General features: G+C 61.9%; 12 protein-coding genes and 1 tRNA gene. 6 read left to right on the top strand and 7 right to left on the bottom strand.

The annotated features are described in order from the left end of the window. Nucleotides 1-21: 21 nt before the first annotated feature. The 3 genes from ERD78_RS09190 (at nt 22) to ERD78_RS09180 (ending at nt 5,071) form a co-directional block, all read left to right on the top strand. Nucleotides 22-1,251 carry an RsmB/NOP family class I SAM-dependent RNA methyltransferase gene (locus ERD78_RS09190; protein ID WP_180029202.1) on the top strand — a complete coding sequence of 410 codons (1,230 nt, stop codon included), beginning with the start codon at nt 22-24 and terminating at the stop codon, nt 1,249-1,251. A 251-nt stretch (nt 1,252-1,502) separates the two neighbouring features. After that, a complete protein-coding gene (locus ERD78_RS09185) occupies nt 1,503-2,711 on the top strand; it encodes a DesA family fatty acid desaturase (RefSeq protein ID WP_129968956.1) in 1,209 nt (402 codons plus the stop codon). Beyond that, on the top strand, nt 2,708-5,071 hold the full coding sequence (locus tag ERD78_RS09180; protein WP_129968955.1) for a UvrD-helicase domain-containing protein: 2,364 nt from the start codon (nt 2,708-2,710) through the stop codon (nt 5,069-5,071). Before ERD78_RS09185 ends, ERD78_RS09180 begins: the two co-directional genes overlap by 4 nt. A 7-nt stretch (nt 5,072-5,078) precedes the next feature. Here the strand turns inward: ERD78_RS09180 and ERD78_RS09175 are convergent, their stop codons facing one another. Next, complete coding sequence (locus ERD78_RS09175; RefSeq protein WP_129968954.1) at nt 5,079-6,086, bottom strand: 4-hydroxyproline epimerase; 1,008 nt, start codon at nt 6,084-6,086, stop codon at nt 5,079-5,081. 87 nt (nt 6,087-6,173) lie between these two features. Between ERD78_RS09175 and ERD78_RS09170 the strand changes: the two genes are divergently transcribed. Further along, on the top strand, nt 6,174-6,824 hold the full coding sequence (locus tag ERD78_RS09170; RefSeq protein ID WP_129968953.1) for a GntR family transcriptional regulator: 651 nt from the start codon (nt 6,174-6,176) through the stop codon (nt 6,822-6,824). A gap of 38 nt (nt 6,825-6,862) precedes the next feature. Here the strand turns inward: ERD78_RS09170 and ERD78_RS09165 are convergent, their stop codons facing one another. From ERD78_RS09165 to ERD78_RS09140, 6 genes are all read right to left on the bottom strand, one after another. Then, nucleotides 6,863-8,875, bottom strand: a complete 2,013-nt coding sequence (locus ERD78_RS09165; RefSeq protein ID WP_129968952.1) for an ABC-F family ATP-binding cassette domain-containing protein — start codon at nt 8,873-8,875, stop codon at nt 6,863-6,865. Further along, complete coding sequence (gene prmB, locus ERD78_RS09160; protein WP_129968951.1) at nt 8,872-9,768, bottom strand: 50S ribosomal protein L3 N(5)-glutamine methyltransferase; 897 nt, start codon at nt 9,766-9,768, stop codon at nt 8,872-8,874. The genes ERD78_RS09165 and prmB overlap by 4 nt, the downstream gene beginning before the upstream one ends. A gap of 12 nt (nt 9,769-9,780) precedes the next feature. Next, nucleotides 9,781-10,923: a succinyl-diaminopimelate desuccinylase gene (dapE, locus tag ERD78_RS09155; protein WP_129968950.1), complete on the bottom strand. Its 1,143-nt coding sequence runs from the start codon at nt 10,921-10,923 to the stop codon at nt 9,781-9,783. Next, nucleotides 10,923-11,744, bottom strand: a complete 822-nt coding sequence (dapD, locus tag ERD78_RS09150) for a 2,3,4,5-tetrahydropyridine-2,6-dicarboxylate N-succinyltransferase (RefSeq protein WP_129968949.1) — start codon at nt 11,742-11,744, stop codon at nt 10,923-10,925. Before dapD ends, dapE begins: the two co-directional genes overlap by 1 nt. 93 nt (nt 11,745-11,837) lie before the next feature. Further along, nucleotides 11,838-13,034, bottom strand: coding sequence for a succinyldiaminopimelate transaminase (gene dapC, locus ERD78_RS09145; protein ID WP_129968948.1), 1,197 nt, complete (start codon nt 13,032-13,034; stop codon nt 11,838-11,840). Between the two features lie 73 nt (nt 13,035-13,107). Then, nucleotides 13,108-13,192: transfer RNA gene (locus tag ERD78_RS09140), tRNA-Leu, on the bottom strand. Nucleotides 13,193-13,487: 295 nt separating this feature from the next. Between ERD78_RS09140 and tig the strand changes: the two genes are divergently transcribed. Together tig and clpP are read left to right on the top strand one after the other, a co-directional pair. After that, the gene (gene tig, locus ERD78_RS09135; RefSeq protein ID WP_129968947.1) at nt 13,488-14,795 is read left to right on the top strand and encodes a trigger factor; all 1,308 of its coding nucleotides are present in this window, start codon (nt 13,488-13,490) and stop codon (nt 14,793-14,795) included. A 6-nt stretch (nt 14,796-14,801) separates the two neighbouring features. Then, the gene (gene clpP / locus ERD78_RS09130; RefSeq protein WP_129969119.1) at nt 14,802-15,458 is read left to right on the top strand and encodes an ATP-dependent Clp endopeptidase proteolytic subunit ClpP; all 657 of its coding nucleotides are present in this window, start codon (nt 14,802-14,804) and stop codon (nt 15,456-15,458) included. The last annotated feature ends 21 nt before the right edge of the window (nt 15,459-15,479 follow it).

The raw sequence follows: 15,479 nt of genomic DNA, 5'->3' as shown, positions 1-15,479 counted from the left end.
CGCATCGGACAGGTGCATGCCGTGCTGGGCGAGGTGCTGCAATGGGAGCATGCGGCTGATGCGGTCTTGTCGCGGTGGATGCGAAGCCATCCCAAAATGGGCATGCGCGACCGTGCCGAGGTGGCGGAGGCCGTATTCGATGTGTTGCGCCATCTGCGGCGCTACCGGCAATTTGCGGAAAGCGGCACCGGGCCATCGTCGCGCAGGCTGGCCGTGCTTGGCCTGGCCTCTGTGCTTTCCCGGCCTGCTCTGGAGTCCGGTCTTGACGACACAGAGCGTGCCTGGCTGGACCATGTCCGTTCCATTGATCCGGCCAGTCTGCCGCGTGCCGTGCGCGACAGTATTCCCGATTGGCTCGATAGGCGGCTAGAAGCGCTCCCCGAGCGCGACAGCCTGATGCAGGCTCTCAACCAGCCTGCACCGCTTGATCTGCGCGTCAACCTCATGAAGGGCGAGCGGGACGACATCCTGGCCCAACTGCGCGAAGGGCCATCCGCTCGCCACGATCCGCAGCCCACGCCTTATTCACCCTGGGGCATACGCCTGCAGGGCCGCCCCGCGATCAATCGCTGGCCCATGTTTGAGAAAGGGCAGATCGAGGTCCAGGACGAGGGCAGTCAGATACTGACGGCGCTGGTGGCGCCGCGTCGTGGCGAGATGATTATCGACTACTGCGCAGGCGCTGGCGGCAAGACATTGCTGCTGGGCGCCCTGATGCGGTCCACGGGCCGCCTTTACGCGTTTGACGTCTCGGCTGCGCGGCTGGCCCGGGCAAAGCCGCGCTTTGCGCGCAGCGGGCTGTCCAATATTGTGCCGGTGGTCATCGCACCGGGCGGCGATACGCGCGTCAAGCGCCTGCGTGGCAAGGCACATCGTGTCTTGGTGGATGCACCCTGCAGCGGATTGGGTACGCTGCGCCGCAATCCCGACCTGAAGTGGCGCCAGCATCCCGATTCCCTCGCCGCATTGGTCCAAACACAGGCGGATATCCTGAAGCAGGCCGCGTCCTGCGTTGCGCCGGGCGGCCGGCTGGTTTATGCCACCTGCAGCATCCTGCCTGAGGAAAATGAAAAACAGGTTGAAGCATTTTTGGCGGAAAATCCGGAATTTACTCTACTCGATGCCAGCAAAATAGCGGCAGATCGTTGTAAAAACCTGACACTTTCGGGGCCCTACCTTCGCATGCGGCCCGATCTCCACGGCACCGACGGCTTTTTTGCCGCGGTGCTTGAGCGCAAGGACGCCGCGTAGCCTTCGCAGGCCCATCTGGCGGCCTGCGCCGTTGAAGCAGGGTAAGTCATCTCATATTGTGGGATTAAACCCTGTTTGCTGGCGGAGTGAATCGGGAGCGCATCGAATTGAGAGCGCGCCCGCCTCGTTTTTTGAAGCAGACTGCAACGGAATTCTTTGATCCGCGTTAAGCCAGGCTTAAATTTCCCTGTTATCCGGCGGCCAAGTGGGCTACACTTTTCAGGTCACAACATGAGGCCTTACAAAGGTTTATGGAACAAATTCTCAATTTCCTGGCGGGCGGCTTTCTTCATCTTGCATGGTGGGAAGTCGCGCTGATCACGCTTGCTCTTACCCACGTCACCATCGTCGCGGTAACGGTATTCCTGCATCGCAGCCAGGCGCACCGCGGTCTCGATCTTCATCCCGCGGTCATGCATTTCTTCCGCTTCTGGCTGTGGTTCACCACCGGCATGGTCACGAAGGAATGGGTCGCCATCCACCGCAAGCACCACGCCAAGGTGGAGCGCGAAGGTGATCCTCATTCACCCATGGTCTTCGGTCTGAGCAAGGTGTTCTTCCGCGGTGCCGAACTCTACCGCGAAGAAGCCACCAATGCCGAGACGCTCAAGCGTTTCGGCCATGGCACGCCCGACGACTGGCTCGAACGCAATCTTTACAGCAAGCACAGTCTGCTTGGCGTGCTCATCATGCTGGGCATAGACCTGGCGCTTTTTGGCGTGCTTGGGCTTACCGTGTGGGCCGTGCAGATGGCCTGGATACCTTTTTGGGCGGCCGGCGTTGTCAATGGCCTGGGCCATGCCTGGGGCTATCGAAACTATGCCAGCCCCGACACCAGCACCAATGTCTCGCCCTGGGGCATCATCATTGGCGGCGAAGAGCTGCACAACAACCATCACGCCTACGGCACGTCCGCAAAATTCTCCACCAAGTGGTACGAGTTCGATCTGGGCTGGTGCTACATCCGCATCCTCAGCGCTCTGGGCTTGGCCAAGGTCAAGAAGATGGCGCCCAAGCTCAAGCTCGAGCGCAACAAGACAGCGGTTGATGCTCGCACCTTGCAGGGGGTCATCACGCACCGCTATGAAATTCTGGCCCGCTATGCCGACATGGTCCGCCATGCCGCGTCCGAGGAACTGGAGCGCCTGAAACCCACGCGCAGCAAGAACAATCCCGACTGCAACTGGGCTGTATTGCGCCGCTGCAAGAAATGGATTTGGCGCAACGACGATGTGCTGGAGCCCGCGCAGCGTGCTGAAGTCGACACGGTGCTTGCCCAGAACGCCTCGCTATCCACGCTGGTGCACATGCGCCGTGAGCTGGCGCGTGTCTGGGAAAGCTCCAGCGCCAGCAGCGAGCAATTGCTGGCTGATCTGCAGGCGTGGTGCCAGCGTGCGCAGCAAAGCGGCATCGACAGCCTTGAACAGTTTGCCTATCGTCTGCGCCGCTACGCGGCATGATCGATAGTCTCAATCCAGAACAACAATCCGCCGTAACACTCCCAGCGCAGCACGCGCTGGTTCTGGCTGGTGCAGGCAGCGGCAAGACGCGGGTGCTCACCACCCGCATGGCTTGGCTGATACAGACGCACCAGGCCAGCCCCTACGGCCTGATGGCCGTTACTTTTACCAACAAGTCGGCGCGTGAAATGCTCACGCGCCTGACCGCCTTGCTGCCGATCAACGCGCGCGGCATGTGGGTCGGCACTTTTCATGGCCTGTGCAACCGTTTGCTGCGGGCGCACTATCGCGACGCCGGACTCCCGCAAACCTTCCAGATTCTCGATAGCGCCGACCAGTTGGCTGCCATAAAGCGCCTTATCAAGGGTGCGGGCATCGATGACGACAAGTTTCCGCCCCGGGATGTGCAGCGTTTCATCAATGGTGCCAAGGAAGAGGGCCAGCGCCCGGGGGACGTGGATGCGTGGGATGCATATCGGCGCAGGCTGGTTGAAATCTACGGCCTTTATCAGGCACAGTGCGAGCGGGAAGGCGTGGTGGACTTTGCCGAACTGCTGTTGCGTGCCTACGAGCTTCTGCAGCGCAACGCGCCTATACGAGAACACTATCAGCGTCGTTTCCGACACATTCTGGTGGATGAGTTCCAGGATACCAATTCACTGCAGTATCGCTGGCTGACGTTGCTGGCCGCCGGTGGCGCCTGCATTTTCGCCGTTGGCGACGACGATCAGTCCATTTATGCTTTCCGGGGCGCAAATGTAGGCAATATGGCCGATTTCGAGCGCGATTATGCGCGCGGCAATGTCATACGCCTGGAGCAAAACTATCGCTCATACGGGCATATCCTGGATTCCGCCAACGCTCTCATTGCGCATAATGCGGCCCGCTTGGGCAAGAATCTCTGGACCGAGCAGGGCGAGGGCGAACCCGTGCGCGTCATCGAGCAGCCGTCTGATCAGCTTGAGGCGCAGTGGATCATCGATGAAATCAGGGCACTCATCCACGACGGTAGCGAGCGGCGAGAAATTGCCGTGCTCTACCGAAGCAATGCCCAGTCGCGCATTATCGAGCACGGGCTGTTTTCCGCCGGCATTCCCTACAAGGTCTATGGCGGCCTGCGTTTTTTCGAGCGCCAGGAGGTCAAGCATGCGCTTGCCTATCTGCGACTCATGGACAATCCGCATGACGATACATCCTGGCTGCGCGTGGTCAATTTCCCGGCGCGCGGCATTGGGGCCCGCACTTTGGAACAACTTTCCGATGCGGCTCGCCAGCAGGATTTCAGCCTCTTTCGAGCCGTACCGTTCGTCGCGGGCAAGGGCGGCGCCAATCTGGCGCGATTTGCCGACCTTGTCCAGCAGATGGCGCACGAGGCCCAAGTCCTCTCCTTGCCTGAGCTCATCGAGCATGTCATCCATCACAGCGGCTTACTGTCCCATTATCAGGCCGATCGTGACGGCGCGGAGCGCCTGGAGAATCTCCGGGAGCTTGTCAATGCCGCGGCGGCATTCGTGGCTGAAGAGAATTTCGAAGGCCTGCCCGCCGGACGCATACCGGAATGGGCTATAGATCTGTCTCCTGCGCTGGATCGCAGCCCGGCCGCGGCTACGCCCGATCCCGTTGCTTCTTCGGGGGCCGTGGCACAGACACCGGCCGTGGCACCCGGCGATTCCGCGGAAAATGGCTTCCCAGGCGTGTCCATGTCGCCCCTGGCGGCCTTCCTCGCTCATGCGTCGCTGGAGGCGGGTGATAACCAGGCCCAGGCAGGGCAGGATGCTGTCCAGTTGATGACCGTGCATGCCGCCAAAGGTCTTGAGTTCGACGCCGTTTTCATTACGGGCGTGGAAGACGGGCTTTTTCCGCATGAAAACAGCCTCCTTGAAGCCGCAGGGCTTGAAGAAGAGCGCCGGCTGATGTATGTGGCCATCACCCGCGCCCGCGCCCGTCTGTACCTGACGCTGGCGCAAAGCCGCATGCTGCATGGGCAGACCCGCTATGCCCTGCGTTCGCGCTTTTTGGACGAGATTCCCGATGAACACCTTAAATGGCTGACACCTAAGGCGGGCCGTACGTCGGTGCGTGAAAACACCTGGAGCGGCGCATTTCGACGCGGCGACGCCTACAACCGGCCAGACTCCGGCTCAGTGGCGCCGCGCGAACCGCGCTACCAGACCAGCGGCGTCGTGGTCGGCGACAAGCAGTTTCGCATCGGCACCGGTGTGCGTCATGCCAAGTTTGGCGAAGGTACTGTTATCGCCTTGAGCGGTACGGGGGAGGACGCCCAGGCCCGAATTCAATTTCGTGAGGCGGGCACCAAGACGCTGGCGCTGGGCATTGCCAGGCTGGATATCGTGGCCTGATGCCTGATCACGCATCAGCAAGCTGGAAGCCGTGGGCAAGCGGATCCCGGTCATCGATGAACAAGGTGTTATAGCCGGTGAGGCGGGCCCAGCCTTCGATGGATGGGACGATGGCTTTGTGGGAGCCCACGCGCGTTTCCGCTTCCACCCGACCTCGGAACAGGGTGCCGATAATGCTTTCATGGACAAACTCGTCGCCCACCTCAAGCTGGCCGCGGGCGAACCATTGCGCCATGCGTGCGGATGTGCCGGTGCCGCAGGGTGAACGGTCTATGGCCTTCTGGCCATAGAAAACGGCATTGCGTGCATGCGCATCGGGATGGCGCGCCGCGCCTGTCCACTGTACGTGCGACAAGCCCTGAATGCGCGGATTCTCTGGATGAGTGAACGTATATTGTGCCGAGAAAGCCTGGCGCACACGCGGACTCCAGTGCAACACCTGCGATGGCTGCCAGAACTCCAGGCCAGGAAATCCGGGTTGCGGGTCTACAATGGCATAAAAGTTGCCCCCGTATGCCACATCCACGGTCAGTGTGCCAAGACCGGGCACCTCCGCCGTCAGGCCTCTTGCATAAAGAAAGGAAGGCACGTTGGTGATGCGCACCTTGTCTACATAGGGGCCATGCATGGTGTATCGGGCCTCGACCAGCCCGGCCGGTGTGTCGATGCGCAGCACGCCCGGCTCGCGCGGCGTGACCAGGCCCCTTTCCAAGGCCATGGTGACGGTGCCTATGGTGCCATGGCCGCACATGGGCAGACAGCCAGAAGTCTCTATGAACAGAAAGGCCACGTCGCAGTCGCCGCGAGTGGGTGGATAGAGTATCGCGCCTGACATCATGTCGTGGCCACGCGGTTCGAACATGAGTCCGGTACGGATCCAATCATAGTCGCGCAGGAAATGCGCGCGCTTTTCGACCATGTCCAAGCCTTGCAGCGTGGGCGCGCCACCGGCCACAAGGCGCACGGGGTTTCCGCAAGTGTGTCCGTCCAGACAGAAAAAAGTGTGTGTGGCCATGATGTTGGGTTGCGAAGTTGAACGGTGCGATGGCAAATGATCCAATCGTTAGTATACTGATAATATATCAAGAACAAGTCGGCGCCTATGAATACGGTAGATATCCCAAAAGCCCGGGCTGCGGAAGTGGCCTACGACAGGTTGGAAGACCTTATTGCAACATTGAAACTGACTCCCGGCCAAGCCATCGTGGAGAGCAGCCTGGCCGAAATGACGGGTCTGGGACGTACGCCGGTGCGCGAGGCGCTCATGCGCCTGGTTGCCGCGGGACTCATAGAGCAACAGCCGCGGCGGGGCCTGCGCGTCAGCGAAATCCACGTGGCGGAGCACTTGGTGCTCATCGACACTCGCCGGGTGCTGGAGCAATTGATTGCGCTGGGAGCGGCCAAGCATGCGCGGCCGGCGCAGCGCGAAGCCATCATCAGGCATGCGCAGGCCATGGTGGACGCGGCTGCAGTGGGAGATATTCAAGCTTATATGGATGCCGACCGGGCATTCGATCATGTCAATCATGAGGCCTGTCGCAATCCGTTTGCGGTGCAGGCGGTGCAGCCCCTGATCATCCAGTGCCGCCGCTTCTGGTACGCCTATCAGTACGATGGCGATCTGGATGAGGGCTCCGCTAGCCACATGAAACTTGCCCGCGGGATTGCCGAAGGCAGGTCCGAGCAGGCGTTGCAGGGCGTCGAGGCGCTCATGGATTATCTGGCGGCATTCACGCGCAAGGTGATTGAGTAGCGCGCTTGGTTTCGCCTGGCTGGCGTAAGCGCCCGGCGCTATTCGCTTGTATTTGTCTGGGCGATCTCTTCCAGGGCCATCTGGAGTTCCAGCCACTGTTCCTCGAGTTCCGCCATGCGTTTGCTGAGTTCTCCATGCTCGGCCAGAATCTGCAGGCGCTCGCTGCGGCGTTCGTCTGAGTACAGGTCCGTGTCGGCTATACGGGCATCCAGGGACGCGAGACGCGTCCGGCTGCGGTCCATGTCCGCGTCAATGCGCTTGAGTTTTGCATCGATGGGTTTGCGCAAGGCGGCCTGGCGTTGGCGCGCCTCGGCTTCGAGGCGGCGCTGCTGCTTGCGGTCCGGCGTGCCGCCGGCATCGGCGGAAGGTATGGCGGCATTGGGCTTGCCGGGCTTGTTTTCGCCGTCCGGACTGGCAACAGCGGCCTGAGCCCTGGCGTCCGCCCTGGCCTGGGATCGAGCCGACGCGCCGCGCGCTGCCAGCCATTCCCGATAATCCTCCAGATCGCCATCGAACTCCTGAACCCGACCATCAGCCACGATCCAGAAACTGTCCACGGTCGTCCGCAGCAGATGCCGGTCATGCGAGACCAGCAGTACACTGCCTGGAAATTCGGCCAACGCCGTAGCCAGGGCTTCGCGCGTATCGACATCCAGGTGATTGCTGGGCTCGTCCAGCAACAGGAGATTGGGTTTCTGCCAGACGATCAGTGCCAACGCCAGGCGCGCTTTTTCGCCGCCCGACATGGGTGCGACCGAACCGCTCGCGGCTTCGCCTCCGAACCCGAAGCCGCCAAGATAATTGCGCAGTTCCTGTTCGCGCACCTGCGGCGCGATGCGCATGAGATGCTGCAAGGGCGTGGCGTCGAGGTCCAGCATGTCAAGCTGGTGTTGCGCAAAGTAGCCAATTTGCAGGCCCCGGGACGCAAGCCGCGTTCCAGATAAGGGCGCAATCTCTCCCGCCAGCGTCTTGATCAGGGTGCTTTTGCCGGCCCCGTTGACACCCAGGACGCCGATGCGGCTTCCCCCGCGCACCATCAGATCGAGGCCGGTCAATACCTTGCGCGGCGCCCCCCCTTGCGCATCGGCATAGCCGGTGACTACTTTTTCCAGCGTCAACAGCGGATCGGGCATGCTGGGCGGCTCGGGTATGCGTATGTCGATGCCCGATTCGGTATGCAGCGGTGCAAGCGCTTCCATACGCGCCAAAGCCTTGACGCGGCTTTGCGCCTGCTTGGCCTTGGTAGCCTTGGCCTTGAAGCGGTCAATGAAGCTTTGCAGCCGCGCCGCTTCGCGTGTTTGTCTGTCCCAGGCCAGGCGCGTCTGCCTGATGCGTTCGGCGCGCTGGGTCAGAAAGTCGCTGTAGCCGCCACGATAGCGCTCCAGTTTGCCGTGATCGAAATGCAGGACGCCACGCGCCACCGCGTCCAGGAATTCGGTGTCATGCGAGATCAGCATGACTGTACCCTGGTAGGCCGACAGCCATCGCTCCAGCCAGAGCATGGCATCCAGATCCAGGTGGTTGGTGGGTTCGTCGAGCAGTAGCAGCTCGGAGGGTGCCATCAGGGCGCGCGCCAGTGCCAGACGCATCCGCCAGCCGCCTGAAAAGCTGCCTACGGGCCGCATCCACTGCGCCGGTTCGAAACCCAGCCCTGCAAGCAGTTGCTCCGCGCGCGAAGGCGCACTCCATGCATCGGCCTCGATCAGCGCGGATTCGAGCTCGGCAATGCGATGGCCATTTTCGTCCGATGTTTGGGCGCGTTCGTGCTGCAGGCCGCGCAGGTGTGTGTCACCATCGATCACGAATTCGCGCGCTGGTCGTTCGAGCGCGGAAATTTCCTGTTCCACGCTGGCCAGGCGCCAACCGGCAGGCATGTCGAGCGTGCCGGCGTCGGCGTCCAGTCGCCCTTGCATGAGAGCAAACAGCGTGGTCTTGCCTGCGCCGTTCTTGCCCACGATGCCTACCCGTTCGCCGGGATTAATGATGAAATCCGCGTCCTCCAGCAGCACCTTGGTGCCCCTGCGTACGGTCAGGCCTGAAGCGCGTATCACGAGACCAACTGCTCCCGTGTGAGCATGAGGATCTGATCCTCGGTGTTTTCAGTGCTGAGCCAAACCGGATCGAGATGGGGAAAAGCGGCTGCGAAATTGTCATACTCGTTGCCGATCTCCAACACCAGCATACCGCCTGGCGCAAGAAAGGCCGGTACTTCTTCCAGCAGTCTGCGGATCAGGTCCATGCCGTCGTCGCCGCCGGCGAGCGCTCCGGCGGGTTCGTGCCGGTATTCGGGCGGAAGCTGCTGCATGGAAAGACTGTTCACGTAGGGCGGATTGCACAGTACCAGCGGATATTCGCAGGCGGGCAGCTGGTTGAAAAGGTCGCTGCAGTGGGTGGAAACGCGGCTGGCCAGGCCGTACATGGCAATATTCTCGTCCGCCACCTCCAGGGCCTCCTCGGAGAGGTCGACGGCATCCACCTGCGCGGCCGGGAAGGCCAGCGCCGCCAGAATGGCCAGGCATCCCGAGCCGGTGCACAGATCCAGCACGAAATCGATGTCGTCGGCATTCTGTATCCAGGGGCGCAGGCCATCGGCCAGCAGTTCTGAGATGGGCGAACGGGGAATGATGACGCGCGGATCTACCTTGAATCGATGCCCCTGCAGCCATGCCTCGCCGGTAAGATAGGCGGCGGGCGTGCGCCCATTGACGCGGCGATCAAGCAGGGCCAGATACTGATCTCGCTCTTCCGGCAGTACGCGGGCGTCCAGGAAAGGGTCCAGGGTGTCCAGCGGCAGGCGCAGCGTATGCAGCAGCAGATAGGCCGCCTCGTCCCAGGCGTTGTCGCTGCCGTGGCCGAAGGACAGATTGGCTGCGTTGAACCGGCTGACGCTGTAGCGCAGCAGATCGCGCAGGGTTTTCAGTTCGGCAAAGGCATTGTCCGGCATATGGGTTTCCTGTCAGCGCAGCGGCATAAGCTGTTCCAGCGTGCGGCGATAAATATTCTTGAGCGGCTCCAGTGTATCGACCGGAATATTCTCGTTGACCTGATGGATGCTGGCATTGTTGGGACCTAGCTCGATCACCTGCGGGCAGATCTTCGCGATGAACCGGCCGTCGGAGGTGCCGCCGGTGGTGGAGAGCTGTGTCTCGACGCCGGTTTCGGCCTTGATGGCGCGGCCTACTGCGTCGCTCAGATCGCCGCGCGGCGTGAGGAAAGGCTCCCCGCCCAGCGTCCAATCAAGATCGTACTCCAGCCCATGACGATCGAGTATGCCTGTCAGGCGCTGTTTCAGCTCGCCGGGTGTACTGGCGGTGGAAAAACGGAAATTGAAATCCAGCGTCGCGGTGCCTGGCACGACATTTGTGGCGCCTGTGCCGGCATTGAGGTTGGACACTTGAAAAGTGGTGGGCGGGAAGTACGCATTGCCCTCGTCCCAGGATTGGCCGGCCAGCTCGGCCAGCGCAGGGGCGAGCAAATGAATAGGATTGCGTGCAAGGTGAGGATATGCCACATGCCCCTGTTTGCCCTTGACGGTCAGATGGCCGGACAGAGAGCCTCGACGCCCGTTCTTGACCGTGTCGCCAAGCTGTTCGACGGACGTGGGCTCGCCCACGATGCAGTAATCGAGTGTTTCTCCGCGCGCCGCCAGCACTTCGCAAACCTTCACGGTGCCGTTCACGGCGGGGCCTTCCTCATCCGATGTGATCAGCAAGGCAATGGACCCCGCGTGATCGGGATGCGCCGCGACAAACTCTTCGGCTGCAACCACGAAGGCCGCAATGGATGTTTTCATGTCCGATGCGCCGCGGCCGTACAGACGGCCGCCGCGTATGACAGGCGTGAACGGATCGCTGTCCCAGCGTTCCAGAGGCCCTGCTGGCACGACATCGGTGTGCCCCGCAAACACCAGCACAGGGCCTTGATTGCCGCGCCGTGCCCACAGATTGGTGACTTCTCCGAACTGCATGGTCTCGCAGCGAAAGCCGGCGGCCTCCAGCCGCTCTGCCAGCAGCGCCTGGCAACCATGGTCTTGCGGCGTGACCGATGGTCGCGCTATCAGCGCGCGAGCCAGGTCCAGAACAGCTGATTGTGTTGCCATCAGGCCCTCAGCAGGTCGTTGATGCTTGTCTTGGCGCGCGTTTGCGCGTCGACGCGTTTGACGATGACCGCGCATGCCAGACTGTGCGATCCATCCGCCGATGGCAGCGATCCCGGCACGACCACCGAGCCCGAGGGCACACGCCCGTAGCTTATTTCCCCGGTGGCCCTATCGTAGATCTTGGTACTCTGGGACAGGAAAACGCCCATTGCCAGCACCGAATTTTCCTCGACGATCACGCCCTCCACGATTTCGGAGCGCGCGCCAATGAAGCAGTTGTCTTCGATGATGGTCGGATTGGCCTGCAGCGGCTCCAGAACACCGCCGATGCCGACGCCGCCGGAGAGATGGACATTCTTGCCGATCTGGGCGCACGAGCCGACCGTGGCCCATGTATCGACCATGGTGCCTTCGTCGACATAGGCGCCGATGTTGACATAGGATGGCATGAGCACGACGTTGCGTGCGATGAAAGCGCCACGTCGAGCTACCGCGGGCGGCACGACGCGAAAACCCGCCTGGGCAAACGTCGCTGCGTCGTAGCTATCGAATTTGGTGGATACCTTGTCATAGAACTGCAGGGGAGGGGTGCCCATGACGGCGTTGTCCTGCAGGCGAAATGACAGCAGCACGGCTTTCTTGACCCATTGATGCACCACCCAGTCACCGCCGGTTTTTTCCGCCACGCGCAACTTGCCGGCGTCGAGCGCGGCCAGCGTGGCTTGCACCGCATCGCGCACATCGCCGTGTCCGGAATCGGGGGATAGGTCGGCGCGGTTTTCCCAGGCCTGTTCAATCGTGGTCTTCAAGTCTGTTGTCATGGCGTCCTACTGTATTGTTGGTGTGGGTCTGTTGAAATAGCCCGGCCGGCCTGGCCGGAGCGGGTATGGAAAACAAGGATGCGCCGCGAGCAGCTAGCCACCCTTGCGCAGAAACTCGGCGATGCGCTCGGCCGCCTCTATGCAGTGGTTCTTGGAGGCGACCAGGGCCAGGCGAACCCGGCCGGCGCCAGGATTGATGCCGTGCGCCTCGCGCGCGAGAAAGCTGCCGGGCAGGGTGGTAATGCCGGTGGCGCCATACAGATCGCGCACGAAGTCGGTGTCGCTGCCCGGCGTGCGCGCCCAGAGATAGAATGACGCCTCCGGCCAGCCAGTGTCCATGAGCGGCCCCAGAATGGGCACGACCGCCTCGAACTTCTCAAGATACATGCGGCGGTTTTCGACCACGTGCGCCTCATCGCGCCAGGCGGCTATGCTGGCCTGCGTCATTACATTGCTCATGGCATTGCCATGGTACGTGCGATAAAGCAGGAACTGACCGATCAGTGCCGCATCGCCCGCCACGAATCCCGAACGCATGCCCGGTACGTTGGAGCGCTTGGACAGGCTGGAAAAACAGATCAGGTTGCGAAAGTCTGGCCGGCCCAATCGTACGGCGGCCTGCATTGCGCCAAGCGGTTTGCTGTCTTCGTGAAAGTAGATTTCGGAGTAGCACTCGTCTGCGGCGATGGCAAAGCCGTGCTCGTCGGACAGTGCAAAAAGCGTGCGCCAATCGTCCAGGGTCAGGACGTTGCCGGCGGGGTTGCCTGGCGAGCACATGTACAGTAGCTGCGTGTCGCGCCAGACATCGGCCGGCACCGCGTCCCAGTCATATCCGAAGCCCAGCTTGGGATCGGAATTGATGTAGTAGGGCTGCGCGCCGGCGAGCAGCGCGGCGCCCTCGTAGATCTGATAGAAGGGATTGGGGCAAACGACGAAGGCTCCCGCCGAGGGATCGATGACGGCCTGGGCGAAGGAGAACAGCGCTTCGCGCGACCCCTGCACGGGCAGAATCTGGGTTTCCGGATCGGGGCGGGCGATGTCGTGGCGCGCCGCAATCCAGTCGGCGATGGCGGCGCGCAGCGCGGGAGCCCCTTTGGTGGGCGGATATGCCGACAGGCCGCCCGTGGCGTCGCGCAGTGCCTGTGCGATGAATTCAGGGGTGGGGTGCTTGGGCTCGCCGATGGACATGTTGATGGGCGCGAGGCCCGTCGGCGGCGAGCCAGCCTGGGCCATCAGAGCCCTGAGTTGTTCAAAGGGGTAGGGGTGCAGGGCACTGAGGTGCGGATTCATGGCAGCGTGATTGACCGCGCCGCAGGCCCCGGGGCGCCGGGCGGCGCAATGAATGTTCGGGTAGGATAGCCACTGGTGCGAACGGAGAGACTCGAACTCTCACACCTTTCGGCGCCAGAACCTAAATCTGGTGCGTCTACCAATTCCGCCACGTTCGCAAGAGACAGCCTGCCATTATAGCGACTTTTATGGTGCCCGCAACGCGCCCAAGCCTCCCCGCGCCTGTACCGCATGGCCTGCGGCCACAGGGGCGGGAACGGTTTCGCCCCCGGCGGATCTGCCCCCGCAGAGGTCGAAACCGCTGGTGCGCGTGCATCGGGGGCGTGGCCGATCAGGGGCATGGAGAAGGCGGTTGCCGGCGAGCGCGCCCGGGCGCCAAAACGCGCTTCAAGTTTCCGGTAAAATGTCCTGTTTATTTCTTCAATTCACTCTCTTTTACTATATAGGTCCCGAATGCCCGAGGTTGAAATTCTGTCCGGCCTGGAGCGCCGTGTTGACGTCGCGATCTCCGTTGCCGACATCGAAAAACAGGTCCAGGCACAACTGAAGCGCGTCGCCCGCAGCGCCAAGATACAGGGCTTTCGCCCGGGCAAGGCGCCGTTGTCCCTCATCGAGCGCAGTCATGGGCCTGGCATCCGCTACGACGTCATCAATTCCGAAGTGGGCCGCAACCTTGACAAGGTCATCGAGGAAGCCAAGCTGCGCATCGCTGGCACACCGAATCTCGAGCCCAAGACCGAGGGCGTCGAAGACGGCACCATGGCCTTCTCGGCCACGTTCGAAGTCTATCCCGACGTCAAGGTGCCCGATCTGGCCGCCCTGCAGGTCAAGCGCGCCCATGCCGAGGTCACCGACGCCGACGTGCAGCGCACGCTCGAGATTCTGCGCAAGCAGCGCGCTACCTACGAGAGCCGCGAAGACCGCGCAGCGCAGGACGATGATCGCGTGACGCTCGATTTCACAGGCACCATCGATGGCGAGGCTTTCGAGGGCGGCACTGCCGAGAAATTCCCGTTCGTGCTTGGCCAGGGCCGCATGCTGCCGGAATTCGAAACGGCTGTCCGTGGCATGAAGGCCGGCGAAAGCAAGACTTTCCCGCTGACCTTTCCGCAGGACTACGGCAGCAAGGAAGTGGCTGGCAAGACGGCCGAGTTCAGCATTACGGTCACTGAGGTTGCCGAGCCCATTCTTCCCGAGGTGGATGCCGACTTCGCCAAGTCCCTGGGTCAAGCCGAGGGTGATGTCGACAAGCTGCTTGCCGATGTCCGCGCCAATATCGAGCGCGAGGTCAAGTCCCGTGTGCAGCAGCGCACCAAGGGCAGCGTCATGGACGCCCTGGCCGCCGCCTGCGATTTTGACGTTCCCAAGGCGCTTGTCAATAACGATGCCGAGGGCCGGGTCAAGGCCGCGCGCGAGGAGCTCAAGCAGCGCGGCGTACCCAACGCCGATTCGGTGCCCATCCCCGTTGAGGCCTTCTCCGCGGAATCCGAGCGCCGCGTCCGCCTTGGCCTGCTCGTATCCGAGCTGGTGCGTACAGCCGATCTGCAGGCCAAGCCCGAGCAGGTGCGTGCCCGCATCGAAGAGTTCGCGCAAAACTACGAACAGCCTGCGCAGGTGGTGGCCTACTATCTGTCCGACCGGCAGCGCCGCGCCGAGATCGAGGCGATCGTGCTTGAAGACAACGTGGTAGATCACGTCGTATCCAAAGCCCAGGTGGCCGACGAGAATGTCAGCTTCGATGAAATCATGGGGACAAACTAAATGTCGATATCGCGATTTACCGATTTTTACGCATCAATGCATGGCGGGGACTCGGTGACCCCCACGGGGTTGGGCTATGTGCCCATCGTGATTGAACAGTCGGGCCGCGGAGAGCGGTCCTACGACATTTACTCCCGTCTGCTGCGCGAGCGCGTGATTTTTTTCGTGGGCCCGGTCACAGACCACTCCGCCAATCTGGTGGTGGCGCAATTGCTGTTCCTGGAATCCGAGAATCCCGAGAAGGATATCTCTCTGTATATCAATTCTCCGGGCGGGTCGGTTTATGCCGGCATGGCCATCTTCGACACCATGCAGTTCGTCAAGCCCGATGTCTCCACACTGTGCACGGGGCTGGCCGCGAGCATGGGCGCCTTCCTCCTGGCTGCGGGCGCGAAGGGCAAGCGCTATACGCTGCCTAATTCGCGCATCATGATTCACCAGCCATCGGGCGGTGCGCAGGGACAGGCCTCCGATATTCAGATCCAGGCGCGTGAAATCATCAGCCTGCGCGAGCGCCTGAACACGATCCTCTCCCGGAATACCGGGCAGCCCATTGAGCGCATCGAGATCGACACTGAGCGTGATAATTTCATGTCAGCCGAAGATGCGGTATCGTATGGTTTGGTAGACAAGGTCCTGGTCTCGCGTCTCGACCAGGCCTGAGTTTGCATCAGGCTGGCAGGG

The sequence above is a fragment of the Allopusillimonas soli genome (assembly GCF_004153445.1).
Classification (GTDB): domain Bacteria; phylum Pseudomonadota; class Gammaproteobacteria; order Burkholderiales; family Burkholderiaceae_B; genus Allopusillimonas; species Allopusillimonas soli.
This window is presented reverse-complemented; position numbering and strand designations above follow the sequence as displayed.